The sequence below is a fragment of the Mucilaginibacter xinganensis genome (assembly GCF_002257585.1).
GTDB classification, from domain to species: domain Bacteria; phylum Bacteroidota; class Bacteroidia; order Sphingobacteriales; family Sphingobacteriaceae; genus Mucilaginibacter; species Mucilaginibacter xinganensis.
Genome location: NZ_CP022743.1, coordinates 774,726 through 795,230 on the forward strand (window position 1 = coordinate 774,726; position 20,505 = coordinate 795,230).

Annotated in this window: 17 protein-coding genes; 8 read left to right on the forward strand and 9 right to left on the reverse strand. The window is 41.2% G+C overall.

Annotation, left to right across the window (positions count from 1 at the left end; all coding sequences use genetic code 11):
* Positions 1–77 precede the first annotated feature (77 nt).
* On the reverse strand, positions 78–1,619 hold the full coding sequence (amaB, locus tag MuYL_RS03435) for an L-piperidine-6-carboxylate dehydrogenase (protein ID WP_094569194.1): 1,542 nt from the start codon (positions 1,617–1,619) through the stop codon (positions 78–80).
* Between the two features lie 275 nt (positions 1,620–1,894).
* Here amaB and MuYL_RS03440 point away from each other — a divergent pair, with 275 nt between their 5' ends.
* The 4 genes from MuYL_RS03440 (at position 1,895) to MuYL_RS03455 (ending at position 6,607) form a co-directional block, all read left to right on the forward strand.
* Complete coding sequence (locus MuYL_RS03440) at positions 1,895–3,298, forward strand: tetratricopeptide repeat protein (RefSeq protein ID WP_094569195.1); 1,404 nt, start codon at positions 1,895–1,897, stop codon at positions 3,296–3,298.
* 155 nt (positions 3,299–3,453) lie between these two features.
* Positions 3,454–4,209 carry a phosphosulfolactate synthase gene (locus tag MuYL_RS03445; protein WP_094569196.1) on the forward strand — a complete coding sequence of 252 codons (756 nt, stop codon included), beginning with the start codon at positions 3,454–3,456 and terminating at the stop codon, positions 4,207–4,209.
* Positions 4,210–4,746: 537 nt separating this feature from the next.
* Positions 4,747–5,907 (forward strand): BamA/TamA family outer membrane protein, encoded by a 1,161-nt coding sequence (locus MuYL_RS03450; protein WP_157740570.1) that lies wholly within the window; start codon positions 4,747–4,749, stop codon positions 5,905–5,907.
* A gap of 70 nt (positions 5,908–5,977) precedes the next feature.
* Positions 5,978–6,607, forward strand: coding sequence for a hypothetical protein (locus MuYL_RS03455; RefSeq protein ID WP_157740572.1), 630 nt, complete (start codon positions 5,978–5,980; stop codon positions 6,605–6,607).
* Positions 6,608–6,613: 6 nt separating this feature from the next.
* On the opposite strand, the gene MuYL_RS03460 is transcribed toward MuYL_RS03455, so the two are convergent.
* From MuYL_RS03460 to MuYL_RS03475, 4 genes are all read right to left on the reverse strand, one after another.
* On the reverse strand, positions 6,614–7,204 hold the full coding sequence (locus tag MuYL_RS03460; RefSeq protein WP_157740574.1) for an AcvB/VirJ family lysyl-phosphatidylglycerol hydrolase: 591 nt from the start codon (positions 7,202–7,204) through the stop codon (positions 6,614–6,616).
* Between the two features lie 183 nt (positions 7,205–7,387).
* Positions 7,388–8,095, reverse strand: a complete 708-nt coding sequence (locus MuYL_RS03465; protein WP_094569200.1) for an AcvB/VirJ family lysyl-phosphatidylglycerol hydrolase — start codon at positions 8,093–8,095, stop codon at positions 7,388–7,390.
* A 6-nt stretch (positions 8,096–8,101) separates the two neighbouring features.
* A complete protein-coding gene (locus MuYL_RS03470; protein WP_094569201.1) occupies positions 8,102–10,672 on the reverse strand; it encodes a phosphatidylglycerol lysyltransferase domain-containing protein in 2,571 nt (856 codons plus the stop codon).
* 244 nt (positions 10,673–10,916) lie between these two features.
* Positions 10,917–11,354: a hypothetical protein gene (locus MuYL_RS03475; protein ID WP_157740576.1), complete on the reverse strand. Its 438-nt coding sequence runs from the start codon at positions 11,352–11,354 to the stop codon at positions 10,917–10,919.
* Between the two features lie 180 nt (positions 11,355–11,534).
* Between MuYL_RS03475 and MuYL_RS03480 the strand changes: the two genes are divergently transcribed.
* The 4 genes from MuYL_RS03480 (at position 11,535) to hflX (ending at position 15,876) form a co-directional block, all read left to right on the forward strand.
* Positions 11,535–12,335, forward strand: coding sequence for a shikimate dehydrogenase family protein (locus MuYL_RS03480; RefSeq protein WP_094569203.1), 801 nt, complete (start codon positions 11,535–11,537; stop codon positions 12,333–12,335).
* The gene (gene gldD / locus MuYL_RS03485; protein WP_245845759.1) at positions 12,332–12,910 is read left to right on the forward strand and encodes a gliding motility lipoprotein GldD; all 579 of its coding nucleotides are present in this window, start codon (positions 12,332–12,334) and stop codon (positions 12,908–12,910) included. Before MuYL_RS03480 ends, gldD begins: the two co-directional genes overlap by 4 nt.
* Positions 12,911–12,983: 73 nt before the next feature.
* Positions 12,984–14,567 (forward strand): M1 family metallopeptidase, encoded by a 1,584-nt coding sequence (locus tag MuYL_RS03490; RefSeq protein ID WP_094569205.1) that lies wholly within the window; start codon positions 12,984–12,986, stop codon positions 14,565–14,567.
* Between the two features lie 124 nt (positions 14,568–14,691).
* A complete protein-coding gene (hflX, locus tag MuYL_RS03495) occupies positions 14,692–15,876 on the forward strand; it encodes a GTPase HflX (RefSeq protein WP_094569206.1) in 1,185 nt (394 codons plus the stop codon).
* 61 nt (positions 15,877–15,937) lie between these two features.
* Here hflX and MuYL_RS03500 read toward each other — a convergent pair whose 3' ends face one another.
* The 4 genes from MuYL_RS03500 to MuYL_RS03515 all read right to left on the reverse strand — a co-directional run bounded on the left by MuYL_RS03500 (position 15,938) and on the right by MuYL_RS03515 (position 20,293).
* The gene (locus tag MuYL_RS03500) at positions 15,938–16,732 is read right to left on the reverse strand and encodes an undecaprenyl-diphosphate phosphatase (RefSeq protein WP_094569207.1); all 795 of its coding nucleotides are present in this window, start codon (positions 16,730–16,732) and stop codon (positions 15,938–15,940) included.
* A 99-nt stretch (positions 16,733–16,831) separates the two neighbouring features.
* Complete coding sequence (locus MuYL_RS03505) at positions 16,832–17,119, reverse strand: DUF3098 domain-containing protein (protein ID WP_094569208.1); 288 nt, start codon at positions 17,117–17,119, stop codon at positions 16,832–16,834.
* Between the two features lie 66 nt (positions 17,120–17,185).
* Positions 17,186–18,064, reverse strand: coding sequence for a cell division protein FtsX (locus tag MuYL_RS03510; protein ID WP_094569209.1), 879 nt, complete (start codon positions 18,062–18,064; stop codon positions 17,186–17,188).
* 252 nt (positions 18,065–18,316) lie between these two features.
* A complete protein-coding gene (locus tag MuYL_RS03515; protein ID WP_094569210.1) occupies positions 18,317–20,293 on the reverse strand; it encodes an alpha-ketoacid dehydrogenase subunit alpha/beta in 1,977 nt (658 codons plus the stop codon).
* Positions 20,294–20,505 lie beyond the last annotated feature (212 nt).

The window sequence follows — 20,505 nt, forward strand, 5'->3', positions numbered from 1 at the left end:
TTGAGTAAGTGAGTGGTTGATCCTTGAAGTTTAACTTAATCAACCAAATACAACTTAATCAACCACTCACTAAAAATTTAGAGATCAAATTTAATTCCTTGTGCCAGAGGTAACGTTTTTGAATAATTTATAGTATTGGTTTGCCGCCTCATATAAACCTTCCACGCATCAGAGCCCGACTCGCGGCCACCACCGGTTTCTTTTTCACCGCCAAATGCGCCGCCAATTTCTGCCCCTGATGTACCTATGTTAACATTGGCAATTCCGCAATCAGAACCAGCATATGCTAGAAATTGTTCTGCCTCCCGCAAATTACCAGTCATAATAGCGGATGATAGCCCTTGCGGCACTCCGTTTTGCAAGGCAATAGCTTCTTCCAGTGTTTTATATTTAATGAGGTAAAGTATTGGCGCAAAAGTTTCGTGCTGTACAATTTTGTAATGGTTCTCCACCTCGGCAATACACGGTTTCACATAGCAGCCCGAAGCATATTTGTCCCCTTCAAGCTTGCCGCCTTCAACCACAAAATTACCCCCCTCGGCTTTACATTTTTCAATCGAATCCAAATATAGGGCTACCGCATCCTGGTCAATCAGGGGGCCCATATGGTTGTTTTCATCCAGCGGATCGCCAATGCGGATCTGTTTGTAGGCATTTACCAGCTTTTGTTTAAAAGCATCGTACACACTTTCATGAATAATAAGCCTGCGGGTGCTGGTGCAGCGCTGCCCCGCTGTACCTACTGCTCCAAATACAGCTCCTATTAATGACATATCCAGGTCGGCATTTTCGGTAATAATTATCGCATTGTTACCTCCAAGTTCAAGCAGGCTCCGCCCCAAACGCGCACCCACTGCTGCGCCGATAGATTTACCCATGCGAGTTGAACCGGTAGCCGAAACCAAAGGCACCCTTGGGTCATTGGCCATCAGCTCGCCAATTTCGCGGTCGCCAATTAGCAGGCAGGACACACCTTCGTCAATATGGTGTTTTTTAAACACCTCCTGCGCAATGTGCTGGCAGGCAATAGCTGTTAATGGCGTTTTTTCTGATGGCTTCCAGATGCATACGTCGCCGCAAACCCAGGCCAGCATGGCGTTCCAGCTCCATACCGCAACAGGAAAGTTAAACGCAGAGATGATACCTACAATGCCCAGCGGGTGATATTGCTCGTACATCCGGTGCTGCGGGCGCTCGCTGTGCATGGTAAGGCCATACAACTGGCGGCTAAGCCCCACGGCAAAGTCGGCAATGTCAATCATTTCCTGTACTTCGCCATAGCCTTCCTGCAGGCTTTTACCCATCTCGTATGATACGAGCGCACCCAGCGCTTCTTTCTTGTCGCGCAGTGCATTGCCTATCTCGCGCACAATTTCACCGCGTTTGGGTGCGGGTAGGGTGCGCCAGTTAATGAAAGCTTTTTGTGCCTGTTCAACCGCCTGGTTATAGTTATCGGCAGCAGCAAATTTTACTGCTGCAATTTTTTTTCCGTCAGTTGGCGATATAATATCTTTTACCGCGGCATCAGCATTGCTTAGCCAATTGCTGCCTGTACTAAAGGCGTCGTTTGTGTCGTTTATATGTAAACGATTAAGAATATCTGAAATATTGAGGCTCATAATTGTTACTTTTGCCAAAGGTAAAAATCTTTAAGGCAATTTATTATCAACTCATCCCTTGCCGGCAAAATGATTCACATTAATTATCAAGGCTTTGTAATCGCCCCTGTTAACAATGTTTGAATGTTGATAACTAAATTATCTTATGGTTGTTTATTACTTGTAATTTAATCTCAGTTAAAATCCGGGGTCAACCGCGCAGGGAAGATCCGGAGGGAGTTCCTAAAAGCGATTTTGAAGACTTCAACAGAGAATATGTTCTGAAACAAAATTGAATGGAAGAAGAATTTGAATTTGGTTTTACCGAAGACCCAAAGTTTTCAGTAGAGCGGTACGAAGAAATGATCCGTAATCATGATCAGTACTTTTTTGATGCTCAGGCGTTTGAGAACATTATCGACTACTATATCGAAAAGAACGATCCGCCGAAAGCTTTACAGGTTGCAGAATATGCCCGCAACCAACACCCGTTTGCAGCAGTTTTCCTGATAAAACAGGCGCAGCTTTTAGTGATTACCAACAAGATTAACGATGCTTTCGACGCACTTGAAAAAGCTGCAATGCTCGAAGCATCAGACCCTGATATTTACCTTATTCGCGGTAACATGTACGAAAGCATGGAACGTTATGGCGAGGCGCTTGAAAATTATGAAAAAGCGCTGGAGCTTGCCGAAGAGACCGACGAGGTGCTACTGCATATTGCCTACGTATATCAAAACATGGGCGACTATGAAACATCCATAACCTATCTGAAGCTTTGCCTGAAGCAAAACATGGAGAACCAGGATGCTTTATACGAGCTTGCTTTTTGTTATGATGTTTTGGATAATCAGCAGGAAAGCGTTACGTTTTACCAGCAGTATATTGATAACGAGCCTTACAGTTATGCAGCATGGTATAACCTGGGCAACGCGTTTACCAAGCTGAGCTTATTTGAGAAAGCAATTGATGCGTATGATTACGCCATATTGATAAAGGATAGTTTTGCATCGGCTTATTTTAATAAGGGTAATGCATTGGTTAACCTGGAGAAATATGCCGAGGCTATTGAGGTTTACCGCCAAACTTTTGAGTACGAACAACCTAATGCTGATACCTATTGCGCTATAGGCGAATGTTACGAAAAGCTGGAGCAGATGGATGACGCCCGCGCGTTCTATAAAAAATCAGTAAAGATGGATCCTAAACTGGCCGATGCCTGGTTTGGGATAGGTGTTACGCTTGATTTTGAAGAACGTTATTTTGAGGCCCTTCATTTCTATAAAAAAGCGCTTGATCTGGATATTGCCAACGCCGACTACTGGTTCGCTATTGCTGACGCGGAGTATAAGCTGGGGCACATGCCTGAAGCTGAACATGCGTACGAAAAGGTGGTGGAGCTGAACCCCATTGATGTGGACGCCTGGCTGGATTACTCATCTATATTATATGAGCAGCACCGCCTGGTTGACGCCATTGAAGTAATATCGCAGGCCATAAAAAACAACCCGGATGCCGCAGAGCTGTATTACCGAATGGTAGCCTACCTGTTTGCAAAAGGCGAATACAACGAGGCGTTGAGCCATTTGGAAATGGCGCTGTCCGCTGATCCGGAGAAACATTACATCCTGTTTGACTACCTGCCACAGTTGCAGGAGAATAAGGTGATTGTTGACATTATTAATCGATATACGAAATAGTTAATTAGAGGTTAGAGACCAGAGAATAGTTAAGCGCTAATGCTTAAGTCCCGCCTGATCTCTAAAAAAGCCAAAATTTATACAAATTTTGGCTTTTTTTGCGACCTTTGCGCCATTAAAACTTTTAGTTATAGTCTATAACCTGTTAGTGTTTTATGAATTACCAAATTAATAATCTTCCGGAACGAGTAGCAAAGCCACGTAACAGCGGCATTACCATGGTGATGGACAAAGGGCTAAGCTTGCGCCAGGTTGAAGATTTTATCGAAGTTGCAGGTACTTATACTGACATGGTTAAGCTGGGCTGGGCCACTTCATACGTTACGCCTAACCTTACCGAAAAATTAAAGATCTATCGCGATGCCGGCATCCCGGTATATTTCGGGGGAACGTTATTTGAGGCCATGATCGTTAGAAATCAGTTTGATGACTATTGCCGCCTGCTGGATAAATTCAAAATGGACTATGCCGAGGTATCTGATGGCTCCATTACCCTGGAGCACGATATCAAATGCGATTACATTCAAAAGCTTTCTAAAATCACCACGGTGATCTCTGAAGTAGGTTCAAAGGATGTTCAGAAGATCTTTGCCCCCTATAAATGGATCAACCTGATGCGTGCTGAAATTGAAGCCGGTTCATGGAAGGTAATTGCCGAAGCGCGCGAAAGTGGCAATGTTGGCATCTACCGCGATTCGGGAGAAGTAAGGCAGGGTTTGGTTGATGAGATCCTGACCCAGATCCCCGAGGAAACCATTATTTGGGAAGCGCCTCAAAAAGCGCAGCAGGTTTGGTTCATTAAGCTGATTGGTGCCAATGTAAGCCTGGGCAATATCGCCCCCGCTGATGTAATCCCGCTCGAAACACTCCGCCTCGGTATCAGGAGTGATACTTTTGATCATTTTTTGTAAGAAACAATACTATCACCTACGTTATCAATCCGAGTTGTTCAATTTCTGGAGGGATTGAAGCCGAAATATTAATTTAGACTATTCTATTATCGGATACAATACTATTTTATTCATCTTCAAGCAGGGCAGGCTCATTAATGTATAGGGGAGCAGCGCTTACAGGGGCTTTAGATGAATGAGAAACCCACCATTTATACTTTAGGCCGTCATTTCTGGGTAATTTTTTATGCTGGCATTTTTTACAACCAGAGGCTATATTGGGATTTTAATTTTGGACTCCTGATTTAAAATAAAGATTTATAACCACTTATGATTTTACAACCTTGAAAGACACGTTGCAACAATAATACCTTTGGTAAACAAGGCTCCAATGTTTTCAATAATGCTAATATTAGTGTTTTTATCTTCGCATGGTTAAACCCCTATTCTTGTATGTGTCTTCGCAGAAATTTGCTGTTGCTGTTCTGTTTATTTAATCAGATACTATTTGCGAATGCTAAAAAGCTTTCGGTTGATTCACTGTATAAAACCAGGGATATGCAAGATATTATCAATTCATTTTTTAAGCGTAAAAGCTATAATGACACAACCGGATCACATTCAAACTTATCACTTTTACCTTCTGTTGGCTACAACCCCAGTTATGGGTTAGAGTTTGGAATTATAGTCTCCGGGGGAAAAAATTATGGCGATCCTGCCAATACAACTTTTTCTGTTTTCAATACCAATGTTTTCGTTTCAACAAACGGGCTTGCTTCAGCTGAGTTTAAACACAATACTTTTAGCAATCATAATATATGGAATTTACAGGGAGGCTACCAGGTTGGAAGAACAGTTGCTTTAGATTACGGGGTGGGGACAGGCCATGCACACCAAAGTGATGACAATTTTGTATTTAATGGATTGCCCGTGGATAATAATCCTGGTGTGCTGCCCATTAAGTTTACCTATTTGAAATTGTATGAAAAGGTTTATCGCAAGCTGTTTGATAATTTTTATGCCGGCATGGGGATCATTGTTGATGGGTATCAAAATATTGATAAACCAAAAAAGGGGGCTGTAAGAAGACACAGCCATAATACCTGGTATAGCACAGAAAACAAATATCCTTCAATCGGATATTGGGCAAATGGGGTATTGTTTAACTTCCAGTATAATTCACGTGATTATCTAAACAGGCCATATAAGGGTATTTACGCTGATGTTGTCCTTCGCCTAAATGCAGAGGGGCTTGGGAGTGAACACAGTGCCACTCAATTGAAAACAGAATTTAGAAAATACTGGTCGCTATCAAGTGCTAATCCTGAACATGTTTTAGCTTTTTGGTTATGGGGAAATTACCTGTTAAAAGGCTCTATTCCATATCTGGAATTACCAGGTACAGGTACTGATGCGGAAGAAAGAAGCGGTCGCCCTTATACCATAGGGAGATTTAAAGGAACCTCTTTCTATTTTAATGAATTGGAGTACCGATACCCGATTACCGGAAATAAGCTATTGAGCGGGGTGGCGTTTGTAAATATCCAAACCGGCAGCAACCAGCAAAAAATACATTTATTTGAACGGTGGAACTCAGGAGAAGGGGTAGGCCTTCGCCTGTTATTTAACAAATACACACGCTCAAATATTTGTATGGATTATGGAGCAGGTAATTACGGCGCAAGAGGCTTGTTTATAGGGCTAAATGAAGTCTTTTGATGGTTCAAATATAGTCTGTGCCTATTAAGAGACTTTTCAAACCATAGAATTTAAGAATAAAATATATACAATGATTAAGCATTTACGATTTTACTATAGAATAGTACTTTTATTAATAATTCTTTCGGCCTCTGTTAATTGTTTGGCAAACCCGGTAAAGGAACAGTTTACCGATACTATCAGGATAGCTTCACCCTGGTATAAAAAACTCGCTGTTATTGGCGAATATCAGCATTTCATAACGGTGCATCATAGCCATTTTAATGGCGGATATGCGTTCTTGACGTATAACGCGTCAGATAACTTCTCAATGGGGCTGGGCGTTGCTTACGATTATGGCCCATTACATGTAGATAACGGTTATAACCTTAGGTATATGAAGATATTGCCGGTTCTGGCAGATTTTCGTTACGTGCCTTTTTCCAAATGGATCGTATCTCCGTTTGCAGTTGCAGATGTTGGATACTCAACTTTTATAAAATATGAACAGGAGGACCCTATGCATATTGAAAGCACCAGGAATATAACAGACAGGGGCTTATACACTTTTGGCGGATTTGGTTTATTGCTAAAACTGAGCCATAGAGCAACGCTATATACCAGCACCGGGTTTACAGGGGTGCACATGTCTTTTAATAACGAAGATGTAAATCCCCGTGGTTTAGCTTACCGGTTTGGTATGAAGGTGAACTTGCACTAATGTTATTTAACGGCTTAAGTATTTTATGTTCCTGTTTCTTCGCGTTGACGACACAATTTGCGTGTATCCATTCAGATAGTGATGGTCTCCGGGAAGCAGTTTAACAAAAAAATTTTTCATGATAATATCAGCCAGCGGTTTTGGGTTTTCTGCCTGTCCATAAAAACAGTACACAGGAATATTTACCTTTTCCACTTCGTCCTTTACTTTATAGGGCCTGTCGTCATCACCGGTACTAATTAAATCTGCTAAACGGACTTTAAAATCAGAAGACAAATATGGAGAAAGTAACTGAAGCTTATTAACTTTGGCTTTTAAATCTTCAGGCAACCGGTTGTATATAAATGGAACGATATCAGCACCAAAAGAATAACCGCTCAGAACAATTCTTTTAGGCTTTAACTCCTCGTTGTATTTTCTAATTAACTTAATAAAGTCATTTGCAGTTTGATCCGGAGTTTTTTGGTGCCAGAAATATGTCCTGCAGTTAAAGCCTAAAACCAGATAGCCCCTTTTCGCGAACTGAACAGCAAGTGTGTCGTTAAAACCAAGCCAGCCACCATCGCCTGAAAGCAGCACGATTATTTTTGAAGCCATTGGGTGTTCCGGGTGATAAATAATTAATGGGAGCCCGAATTCTTCAGTTTCAATGCCGCTATTTGCTACCGTCCTTTTCTTTAACAGAAGGCCGCAACTGCTGAAAAAAAACAGGACAGACAGGCATATGCAAATTTCTTTCCACCTATATTTATATAGCTTAAATATAACACGAAATAGCATCTATAATAATAGGTTTATTTTTGCTATTTCGGGATAACTTTTTTCATAATGATGGTCTCCTTTTAAAATTACAACTTTTAAATTAGCTTTTTTAAGGTCGCCTAGGGGCTTGTCTTTCTCCAAATCGCCATAATAGCAAACCACTGGTAAATCCATTAATTTAATTTCCGAAGCAATATTCATTGATCGTACAGAATTATTTGAGCTCAATAAGTCCATAACGTGAATCTCAAAATCAGTAAATGAAGAAGGCGAAATTAGCTGAACTAAAACTGTTTTATTTTTTAAGTTATCCGGCAGCCGCTGGTAAATAAAAGGCGCAACATCTGCACCAAATGAAAATCCACATATTATGATCTTCTTTTTGTGCCATTCATTGGCATACTTATTCAATAGTTCCGCAATGTCATTGGCAGTTTCTTGAGGAGTTTTCTTTTTCCAGAAATATTTAAAACTGTTTAATCCTATCACCGGGAATCCATTTAGGGCGTAACTATCAGCAAGTTTTTGGCTAAACTTGTTCCATCCGCCATCTCCTGAAATAAAAAGAACAAGTTTATCTTCCTTATCAGTTTTAGCCTTAGTAATAATTATTGGCAGATCCGTAATGAGCGTTGAGCCAAAATATTCCGGAATGGTTGCATTAACATTACCGGTACACAATGTTCCGGCTAACAATAACAGTATGATGAATTTAAAGCGTTTCATTGCAAATCAGGGTTTCATTACTTTATTGAGCACATTTGGCAGGCTGATGAGGTCATAATGATTTTCATAGATCAAATACTTATTTTGCCATGCAGGCGAAAATTTTTCTTTAAAATCCCTAAGCCCCCTGTAGTGCCTGAATTGTTGAAGCTTTTCATAAGCAAATTTCAATGTTTTTTCAGGCAGGTCTTTTGCCTGGTCAATTCCGGATAAAGGCGCCAAACCCAGGTTAAGGTATTTATAATTTTTAAGCTTACAGTAGTTTATTAATGCTATAATAAGCGCATCGTTTACGCCGCCCGGGGCTTCGCTACTTTTTCTAATCAGGTCGTAAGTTGCCTCATTCGGGGAAAAATCAGGGATAATATTTAAAAAGCCGAAAACTTGTTCATCCTCATTCTCTACTGTAATAATGGTTTGGTTTTTTAGCTTTCCCCAGTCAAACATTCCTTGTGTAAATACAATTTCTTCCCTATTAGTACATTTAAGCCAATCGTTCGAAACGTATTCCAGTTTTTGGAGCAGGCCATCTTTAATAGGAGCATGATAAATATTGGTTTTAAACCCATTCTTTTGAAGACTGTTTAACCCATTTCGCATAGATTTTTTATTTTTTCCTTCTAAAGTGAATTTTTCAAGATCGATTATGGCTTCCTGGCCAATGATAAGCGATTTTTTCCCCAGGGAATGAAAAAGAGGCAAGCTTTCTTCTTCAACGCGGTAGTAGGCTGATCGTAAACCCGATTCAATGCAAAACTCTTCAAACTCTTCCAGCAGCGCCATCTCGTCCTGCCTGTTGGCACACACCGGCTGTTCCAGTACTACGGCAAAACTACCTGCCATGCGGTAAGAGATCAGGCCTTCGCGCCGTCTACCAAAATACAGCAGCTTATCTTCATATGTTTTGAAATAATCCACAGGCGATGACCCCAGCTTTTTGATAAGCTCTTCGGCTTTAATAAAGTCTTCATCATCATGCTTAATACTAATAAAGTAAGGTTTTAGCAGCGTAAAAAAAATAAGACCAATTGATAAAGCCCCGCTAATGCGGATGGTATTTAAGAAAACAGACGCAAATTTTGTTTGGGGAACCAGATCTTTAACATCCAGCAAAACAAAGTTATACAAGGTTTGCTTAATTGAATCTATAAAATGAAAATCGATGCCAAAATGTCGTTTATCCAAAAAATAAAACCCCGTAACGCCATAAATAAGAATTCCGCCGCATATCAATATAGCTGACTCTATTCCAATTGTTTGCAGGCGGATATTATGTTTTATATAATATTGCTTTTTGGTAAACCACAGCGCCAGCAACACGATAAGCGCCAATATTCCCTCTTCGTAATCAATTGCTTTAGTAATATTTCCGATTAAGGACAAAGCACACAGTAAAATGGAAAACCGCCAGGCGTTCTTTAACCCTTTAAAAAGAAATGTAGACGTTATAATGAGAAGTAAGCCAGTTATAAATACCAGGTAATTAGATACGGAAATAGTCTCGGCAGGCAAAAATGTTTTTAATAGTTTTACACGATACCCCAATGATGGGGTTAGTACTGAAATAATATTGATCAGGCCTAATCCCAAGAGCAAAAGAGCGGGGATTACCCGAAGTACCATGTTTCCTTTTCTGAGAATAAAGCTAACAATTCCCGCAACCGCCGGTAGCCAAAACTCAAATAAGCGATAAATGAGGGTTATTGCCAATGCCTCGGAGGTAGAATATCCATAATGTTTTAATATTACGGTAAGTGAAAACTCAATAGCACCAAGTCCTCGTAAAAATGGCGAAATAACAAGTATCAACGTTGCTATAACATAACCAATGAGGGCTATTTTCCAGCTTGCATCGGCACCCATTACCAGCATGGCAATATAAAGGTGCGCCACACCGGCAAGATCAATTAAAATGGCGTAAATATTTACCAGGGATAACCATAACTTGAAATCCGGATGATTTTTAAATGCTGTATTTATCTGGGGTATATACCTGTTTAGCAAACGATAAACCCATCCTTTTCTAAAAAAAGAAGTTAGAACATAAAGTATTAATATCAGGAAGAAAATTATAATAGCAACTGCCTGATTAGCATTTTTCCAGCTATCGCCGCTTAGCGTTAAATACGTTAAAACCGGAATGGAGATAATAATTATGGAAACAATACCTGTAAAACCGTATATGGTACTTGCAAAATGGATCCGGACCCTGTTTTCTTCACTGGTTTCTTTTTGAATGTCTTTTGTAAAGAAGGCTAATGAAGTTATGCTGCCCCCGGGCAAGAAGATACTGATAAGATTTCTTTTTAAGAACAGAATAGTTGATTTCCACAAACTTAACTTAAGTTGAAGAGACCGAAAGCTAGCCTGGTACATAAGCGCTTGTAAACAGATATACAAAGCCGTTAACATAAATCCTATGATAATCCACAAAGGGTTACCTGAACGGATATAAGTACCTACATTTCTAAGCTCCTCACCCTGGCTTCTGATAAAATAAATAGCAAGAATTAATAATAGTACACCAGTAATCTCACTCAGGTATAACCTGGGCTTTATAAGTAGCTTTTTAAACATGTATTCAAAAACGTATTTTATATAATCATTTAATGGGGCCTTATTTGTTAAAAGACAACCCCAATTTCAACTTCGCCTCAAAATTGGTAAAGTTTTCGTTACATCCGTTCACGATAAGAGTACACCGCGTCTTCATTTGAATTTAAAGGTGAGATTTTACAAACAGATGAAATAAATTACGGGTAACAGGATGCTTATGCTACATCTATGGGAGCGTTTTATAATTAAATTACAAAAGACAATATTACTTTAACTTCTTCATCCTTGAAAAAGGGTAACCACCACAGCCTTTCTTCGGGTTGTCCCTGTCGGCAGCTGCTGTTGCTTCGGCAATGACATCGGTAGCCGCGTTGTAAACGGTAAGGCAATAGCCCCATTTCCAGGGATCCATATTATTAAAGTTCATATAGTCAATGCGGGTGTACAGATTTCCATCTCCCGGATTTTTTTTATCATTTTTTGCGATGATGTACTTTTTATCCCTATTCCATTTTATAATGTGGAAGCGGGTATCCGGCAATTGCAGCCAAAGGGTATCGCTGATGGTATATCTTATTTCATAATCATCTTCAAAGTTGCCAATCATTTCGGCAGGCGGTTTAGTTGCGGTAACAGGCTGAGCTTGTCCGTAACTTTTTGCAAGGGTAAATAACAGCAATAGCAGAATAAATGATCTTTTCATGTGATACAGGTAACGGTACAATATAGCCAATAAAAGTAAAGGCATACAAATTTCCATCTCTTTACAAATCACTCATCATATTTCCCTATTTCTTATTAATATTACGTTTTGAAAGTATTTGGCATTTGAACATGTGGTTTATGTCTCAAATATCAAGTCTAATATCTCAAATCTAACTTAATGAAACATTACGGGCTTATCGGCTATCCGCTTTCTCATTCTTTTTCAAAGAAATATTTTACCGAAAAATTCGAAAAAGAGCACATCACCGATGCCGTTTACGAGCTTTATCCGCTGGAGCATATAAAAGACCTGCAGGACCTGTTAGACTTATATCCTGAACTGTGCGGGCTGAATGTGACCGTGCCGCATAAAGTAAATATCCTTAAATACCTCGACTGGATAGAACACGATGCCAAAAACGCCGGTGCGGTAAACTGTATCCGGATAATGGCCGAAAGCCCGGTTTTGGCTGCCTTTTCGGGGGAAGTTGGCGTAAAGGGGCATGATTTCAGGCTGGAGGGATTTAACACGGACATTTATGGTTTTGAAATGTCGCTAACCCCCTTGCTGAAAGACCATCATGACGAAGCACTTGTTTTAGGGGACGGAGGCGCTGCAAGAGCCGTTAAGTGCGTGCTGGATAACCTGGGTATTAATTATAAAGTGGTAACCAGGACTGCGATTGGCGATAACCTTTTGTTTAAAGATCTTAAACCGCACGACATTGCCAAACATAAGCTCATTATTAATACCACCCCACTTGGTACAGCGCCGAAAGTTGATGAATGCCCCCCTATTCCTTATGATGCTATAACCGAAGATCATTTACTGTACGATTTGGTATATAATCCTGAAAAAACTTTATTTTTAACAAAAGGAGAAGAACAGGGTGCAACAATTAAAAACGGGTATGAAATGTTAGTGTTACAGGCTGAAAAAAGTTGGGAAATATGGACCGCAAAAGAACTGCATCCATGAAAAAACTCGCACTCATCATTTTTTCTGTAATGCTTTTGGCCGCGTGTGGCGGCAACCATGATTACTCGCCAAAGCCAAGGGGGTATTATCGTATTATTTTCCCGGAAAAATCATACCAGCCATACGTATCAAATTGCCCGTTCACTTTTCAATACCCCAAATATGCGGTGATGGAGCCCGATAAAAATCCCGATGCTAAGCCTTGCTGGCTAAACATGCAGTTCCCTCAATTTAACGGAACGTTGCACCTTAGCTATGAGCCCATACGTTCGAAAAAGGAATTTAATGAACTTGTAGAAGATGCACATAAACTAAGCTTTAAACACACGGTTAAAGCAACCGGCATTGACGAAGGTATTATAAATTATCCGGAGCAAAAAGTGTATGGAATTTATTACTCCATTGACGGCAATGCGGCATCGTCCATCCAGTTTTACCTTACCGACAGCACCAAAAACTATATTCGAGGAGCACTTTACTTCAATTCTGAACCCAGGCTGGATTCTATACAACCTGTACTCACTTTTGTAAAAAAAGATGTGGACCTGATGATAAAAAGTTTCAGGTGGAAGTAAGGCTGTCAGCGCCTCTTGAAAGCCGGTAAAGTCAGCAGCGAAAATATTTACGTATCGTTTTAAATATATTATCATGTATAAAGCCTTTTCATTAGTTCTTTTTGGGTTGATGACCTGTTTAGTGGCCAAAGCACAGACTGCGGCCCCTGTTTTTGATGTGCAGCATTACCGGTTTGCCATACAGCTAACTGATGCAAACGACACTCTGAAAGGACAGGCAGAAGTGAGGATCAAGTTTCTGAAGGACGTCAACTCATTTCAGCTCAGCCTGGCACGGCCAAACGACAAGGGGAAAGGCATGTTGGTGTCTGCTGTAACAGAAGACACTAAAAACGTTCCTTTTACTCAGGATGATGAATTGTTAACTATTAATGCTTCGGCCAAAACAAACAGCCTGCACAGCTATAACATTGTTTACCAGGGTATCCCTGCGGACGGATTGATCATATCGACCAACAAATTTGGACACCGAACCTTTTTTGGTGATAACTGGCCTAATCGCGCCCACAACTGGCTGCCCTGTGCGGACTATCCCGGGGATAAGGCGCAGGTTGATTTTGTAGTTACCGCACCTGACCATTATGGCGTAATCTCAAACGGCTTAAAGGTGGAAGAAACCGTCCTTCCTAACCATTTGAAACTGACCCACTGGAAAGAAACCGCGCAGCTTCCCACAAAGGTAATGGTAATTGGCGTTGCTGATTTTGCCATAGATCATCCCGGCGATGCAGGCAGCATACCTGTTTACACCTATGTTTTCCCTGAAAACAAAGAGCAGGGCTTTAAAAGCTATGCTATAGCTAAAAACATCTTACCGTTTTACATAAAAAACGTTGGGCCTTTTGCCTATAAAAAACTTGCCAATGTGCAGTCAAAAACCATCTTCGGCGGGATGGAAAATGCCGGCGCTATCTTTTATTTTGAAAACTCAACTACTTCGCCCGGTATTGAAGAGCTGATGGCGCATGAAATTGCCCACCAATGGTTTGGCGATGCCGCCAGCGAAAAAAACTTCGGGCATGTTTGGCTGAGTGAAGGCTTTGCTACTTATATGACCAACCTGTACCTGGAAAATAAATACGGAATTGACACTTTAAAAAAACGTGAAGCAGCCGACCGGGAGATGGTACTTTCCTTTGAAAAAAGGCGACTTACCCCAATAGTTGATACGGCCGTAAAGGACGACTACATGCAGCTGCTAAATGCTAACAGCTATCAAAAAGGCGGCTGGGTACTGCACATGCTCCGCAGGAAACTTGGCGACGAAGCTTTTTGGAAAGGGATCAGGAACTATTATGCCAAATACAATGGCGGAAATGCCTATACCAGCGGCTTACAAAAGATAATGGAACAGGCCGGCGGACAGGACCTTAAGCAATTTTTTGAGCAATGGGTTTATAAAACCGGGCATCCGGATTTAGACATCACCTGGAAATATAATGCGGCTAAAGGAATAATAGAGCTGAAAGTTACCCAAAAACAGGAGCGCTTATTTAAGCTGCAATTAGAGGTAGCTACAGGTAAGCACCTGCACACCATAAACGTGAATGAAAGAATCAATATCGCCAGGTTTAAAGTTGCCTCAAAACCAAAAGAACTAAAGCCCGACCCCAACGTGAATTTATTGGCAACATTTACAGTGAGCGAAGGGAATTAGGCGGTACCGGGAACAATAGCGCATCAACCGGTCAAAAAGCGATGAATCTCTGATTTCTTCTGCAAAAAAGTCTGAATGACTGCCATTTTATTATATTGGCATCCATATTGTAAATCATTACTTAATGAAGCAAAAATTTTATGATACTGCTGTGAAGCAGGAGCGTGCTGTTTTGGTTGGTGTAATAACACAGGGCGAAACAGATGAGCAGGCGAAGGAATATTTGGAAGAACTTGAATTTTTGGTGGCTACAGCCGGCGCTGAAACGGTAAAAACTTTCACACAAAAACTACAGAAGCCGGATCGCGCTACATTTGTTGGATCGGGCAGACTGGAAGACATTAAGGCTTACGTAACTGCCGAGGAAATTGATATGGTGGTTTTTGATGATGAGTTAACACCCTCGCAACTGCGGAATATTGAAAATGAATTGCAGGTAAAAATCCTGGATCGCAATAACCTTATCCTGGACATCTTTGCCGGAAGAGCGCAATCTGCACAGGCTAAATCGCAGGTTGAACTGGCGCAATTACAATACCTGTTGCCCAGGCTAACGAGATTGTGGACCCACCTTGAGCGCCAAAAGGGCGGTATAGGTATGCGCGGACCTGGTGAATCGCAAATAGAGACGGACAGGCGTTTGATCCTGAACAAGATCTCGTTACTTAAAGACAAGCTGAAGCAAATAGACAGGCAAAACGAAACACAGCGCAAAAACCGCACGCAGATGGTAAGGGTTGCTTTGGTAGGTTATACTAACGTAGGCAAGTCAACCATAATGAACATGATCTCCAAATCGGAGGTATTTGCGGAAAATAAGTTATTTGCAACGCTGGATACTACGGTAAGGAAGGTAGTAATAGAAAATGTGCCTTTTCTTTTATCAGATACGGTGGGATTTATCCGCAAGCTGCCACACCAATTGGTTGAATGCTTTAAATCAACCCTGGACGAGGTACGTGAAGCAGATATATTGATCCACGTGGTGGATATCTCGCACCACAACTTTGAAGACCAGATTAGTACGGTAAATGAAACTTTAAAGGATATTGGCGCAATAGATAAAAAGGTTATTACCGTTTTTAACAAAATTGATGCTTTTAAACCGGAGCAACACCAGGCGGAGGAGCAGCAAGAGCCAATAACACTGCATGATTTTAAAAACAGCTGGATGGCAAAAAACAACAGCCCTGCCATATTTATATCAGCCACTCAAAAGGAAAACATCGAGGAATTCAGAAGCTTATTATACGAAGAGGTAAAAGCGATCCATACCGCAAGATATCCTTACGATCAATTGTTATATTGATAAATGATGGATTGATGAGACGAGAGCTATCGCGTCTCCTTTAGATACCTGAATGTAGTATTTATATTGTCTTCAGATCGTGGCCGCTTATTATCAGGCCGATAATTACAGCGCCCAAGACTATCCGGTACCAGCCAAATATTTTAAAGCCTTTTTTCTCCAGAAAGGTGATGAAAGATTTTATCGCGAGCATTGCAATTACAAATGCTATTACGTTACCCACTGCCAAAAATTTAATCTCCTCGCCGGTAAAAACATGGCCCTCTTTATGAAAGTCCCAAAGTTTTTTCCCGGTTGCTGCAAACATGGTTGGCACCGCTAAAAAAAATGAAAACTCAGCAGCCGCCGTACGGGTGAGCTTTTGAGACATCCCGCCAACAATTGAAGCGGCAGAGCGCGAGGTTCCCGGTATCATAGCCAAACACTGAAAAAATCCAATCTTAAGTGCAGTAAGGTAACTAATATCTTTTTCTTCTTTTACAGTTGGTTTATTAAACCAGGCATCAACAAATAGTAAAATAATCCCGCCAACAAACATGGTAATCCCAACGGTAAGGGCACTTTCAAGCAGGCTGTCTATCTTTTTACTGAACAATACCCCAAACACAGCTGCAGGTATAAAAGCAACAAAAAGCTTGTAATAAAAATTTAATGATTTTAAAAACCTTTTATAGTACAGTACCACTACTGATAAAATTGCCCCTAATTGAATGGCAATGGTAAAAAGCTTTACAAACGGATCAGATGCTATGTTCATTACAGAAGAAGCAATGATCATGTGGCCGGTTGACGATACCGGTAAAAATTCTGTCAGGCCTTCAATAATGGCCAGGACAATAACATGGATAATGTTCATAGGGGCTGGAAAAATTATAGTGTTTTCGGTGATGATTAAGTTGGTTAAATCGGGTTAGATTGACGATTTCTAGCTATATCAAACTAACCACTCCTTGGCTTAATCAACCTTTACAGACTTTTTAAAGATTGCAAAAAAGCCAAGGGCAAAACCTCCTAACACAACCATGGGCGCTATAACAATTTTGGTAGTGCTATAAATATCAGTTGTGCCAGACATCAGGATAAAACCAAACGCAACCACTGCAATGCTGATGATTAACAGGCGATAATTTTCTTTACCAAATATAAAGCTCACCGGTTTTGCGTCTGTTGTTGATCTGTAAGCTGGCTTGGCAGCAGTGGTGGTTTTAACCGGGGCAGCCGGTTTGGTTATTTTTTGTGCCATTTGAATGTTTTTGAATTAATAAATGTCTATTAAATCCGAAGCCGGAAATCCGGCATCCGAAAGGTGTTACCTGTAAAGGTTGTATATTTTTAACCGTAAAAATTTGTTAACTGCCAAAAAGGTGCTGAATCCCGAAATAAAGATTCCTAACCCGATAATAGCAACAAAGATTAGTCCGAATTCTGTATAATTCCTGAGGATGATCAGGTCCGGAATTTCTTTATACGCTACTGAAAGTGTTCCTATTAAAATTAAGATCGCTATCAAACCACCCAACAGGCCGTGCCAGATTCCATAAAGCATAAAGGGCTTACGGATAAATCCTTTTGTTGCGCCTACAAGCTGCATTGACTTGATCAGGAACCGTTGTGAGTAAATAGCAAGCCTGATAGTGTTATTGATGAGCGCAACAGATAAAATAACGAATATGCCTGCAAATACAAGTATGATAAGACTAATGGTGGTAATGTTCTCGTTCATCTGGTCAACCAACGACTTCTGGTACTTTACTTCCTTAATCAATGGATTTTTTAGCAACTCGGCCTTTAATTTTTCTATATCAGCGTTATTTGCATATTCTGCTTTCAGATAGATATCCAAAGATTGTGAAAGCGGGTTGTAACCCAGAAATTTTACGAAATCCTCACCCAAATCTTTTTGCAGGTTCCGTGCAGCCAGTTCTTTACTTACGTACTGGGTTTGCTTAACCATTATGTTTCCTTCAATCTGTTTCTGCAGTTGCAGTACATCGGTTTCGTGTGCCGCATCATCAACAAAAATATTTAAAACTATATTTTCTTTAACATATCGCGACAGGTTGTTAGCTTCCACCAATATCAAACCCAATAGCCCTATCATTGAAAGCACCATGGCAATGCCAAAAACGGTAGATATATATATCGTTTTAGTTTTTTTTGCCGACGCGCTTGCTTCAAATTCTTCCATACTGATATTAGATTTTAGCTATAGGATTTGAGACTTTAGATAAAAAGCTACGCTTTATTACCTCAATTTAAACTCTTTTCACCTAACTGAATTGCGAAAATAAGAAACCTAAGCCTAAAGGTAAAAGTTTATCTGTTATTATTATCGGAACAAAGCTCAAAAGGCAATAAGTTTAACAAATTTTAACGAAGGCTCCGGCATAAATTCCCCAACGGCGGCATATCATCATTCGGCAATTGTTATCCATCTTATTTAATAATTCAACAGCTTTTCCATTGTTTCTGCTAACCTTGCCTTCGCTAAAAACTGCTCTTCGAGCGCTTTGTTCATGGGGATGGCGGTATCCAGGCTGGCGCAGCGCATTACCGGAGCATCCAGGTATTTAAAACAATGCTCGGCCAGGTGGGCCGCTATCTCGCCGCCAAAGCCGCTGGTAAGGGTGTCTTCCTGCAGTACCAGTGCCCTGCCGGTTTTTTTTGCGCTGGCTTCAACAGCTTCTTTGTCCCATGGCTGCAGGCTGCGCAGGTCAATAATTTCTACGGATAATTCCGGGTATTTTGCTGCATATTCAATAGCCCAGTGAACGCCAAGCCCATATGTAATAATGCTGGCTGCAGTGCCCTCTTTTATTACTTTGGCTTTACCTATCTCAACGTAGTAGTCTCCGCCAGGCACATCACCGCTGGTGCTGCGGTATAAGTATTTGTGCTCAAAATACATTACGGGGTTAGGGTCGTCAATAGCGGCCATCAGCAGGCCTTTGGCATCGGCGGGAAAAGCCGGGTAAACAACTTTTAATCCGGGCGTTTTGGTGAACCAGGCTTCATTGGTTTGCGAATGAAATGGTCCGGCACCTGTTCCGGCACCAGCCGGCATGCGGATCACCACATCAACCGCCTGCTCCCAACGGTAGTGCGTTTTCGCCAGGTTATTCACTATCTGGTTAAAGCCAACGGTGGCAAAATCAGCAAATTGCATTTCCATAACGGCCTTATGCCCGTTTATAGCTAATCCCATTGCTGCGCCAACCACGCCCGACTCGCAAATAGGTGTATTCCGTACCCTTTGCCTCCCAAATTCCTCAACAAAGCCTTGCGTAATTTTAAATGCACCACCGTATTCGGCAATATCCTGCCCCATGATTACCAGGTTATCGTACTTACGCATACTTTGTTTTAATCCGTCGCTGATGGCATCTATATAACGCATATTGGTTGCCGCGGCGGGTAATGGATAGGTTGGAAAACTATATGGCTTAAACATATCCCTTATTTCCGTTTCCATATCGGGGATAATTTCGGGCTCAGTAAATACCCGCTCAATTTCGGCCTCTATCTGGCTAAAGAATTCTTTTTTCATCTGCGGGATCCATTCAGGCCGCAGGATATTTTCGCTCAGTAAGTAATTTTCAAAATTGCGGATTGGATCTTTTTCCTTCCAGGTGTCGAATAAATGCTGCGGCACATACTTGGTGCCTGATGCTTCTTCATGCCCGCGCATCCGGAAGGTCATACATTCCAGCAGAACGGGTTTGGGATTTTCGCGCATGCTGGCTGCCAACTCACTCACCGTATGGTAAACCTCCAGGATGTTATTACCGTCAATACGGCGGCCTCCCATGCCGTAACCTATCGCTTTATCAACCAGATATTTGCAGTTGTATTGTTCACTAACAGGGGTAGAAAGACCGTAACCGTTATTTTCAATCAAAAAAATAACAGGCAGGTTCCACACCGCCGCTATGTTCAGTGCTTCATGAAAATCACCTTCACTGGTTGCTCCCTCGCCGGTAAATACAAGAGTTGCCTTTTTGCGATTGCTCAATACGTCTGCAAGGGCAATCCCGTCTGCAAGGGCGAGTTGTGGACCTAAGTGCGAGATCATGCCGATGATCTTGTATTCCTGTGTGCCGAAGTGGAATGAACGGTCGCGCCCCTTTGTAAAGCCGGATGCCTTGCCCTGCCATTGCGCCATCAGCCGTGAAAGTGGAATATCGCGGGCGGTAAATACGCCGAGGTTACGGTGCATTGGCAGAATATACTCATCGTTATTCATGGCCAGTGTGCTGCCAATGGCTATAGCTTCCTGACCTATTCCTGAAAACCACTTGCCGATGCGCCCCTGCCGCAAAAGGATCAGCATTTTCTCCTCAACAAGGCGCGGCCACAGCAACTTTTTATAAAACTCAATTAATTGGTTACTATTTAAGTTTTTTCGGTCGAAAATCATGAGGTAAAACTAATGAAGTTTTTAAAACTTTGTATGTTTGAGGAATGCTTCATTAGTTTAATGGTTCATTAGTTAGATACTTCAAAGGTTAGGGAAAAGCATATAAGGGCGGTTTATTTATTATTACCGCGCAAAATTGTTTACCTTATAATTCCAGAACAACTGACAGGTTCCATAGCTGATTAAACAATAACCAGGTGCCTGGCATTAAA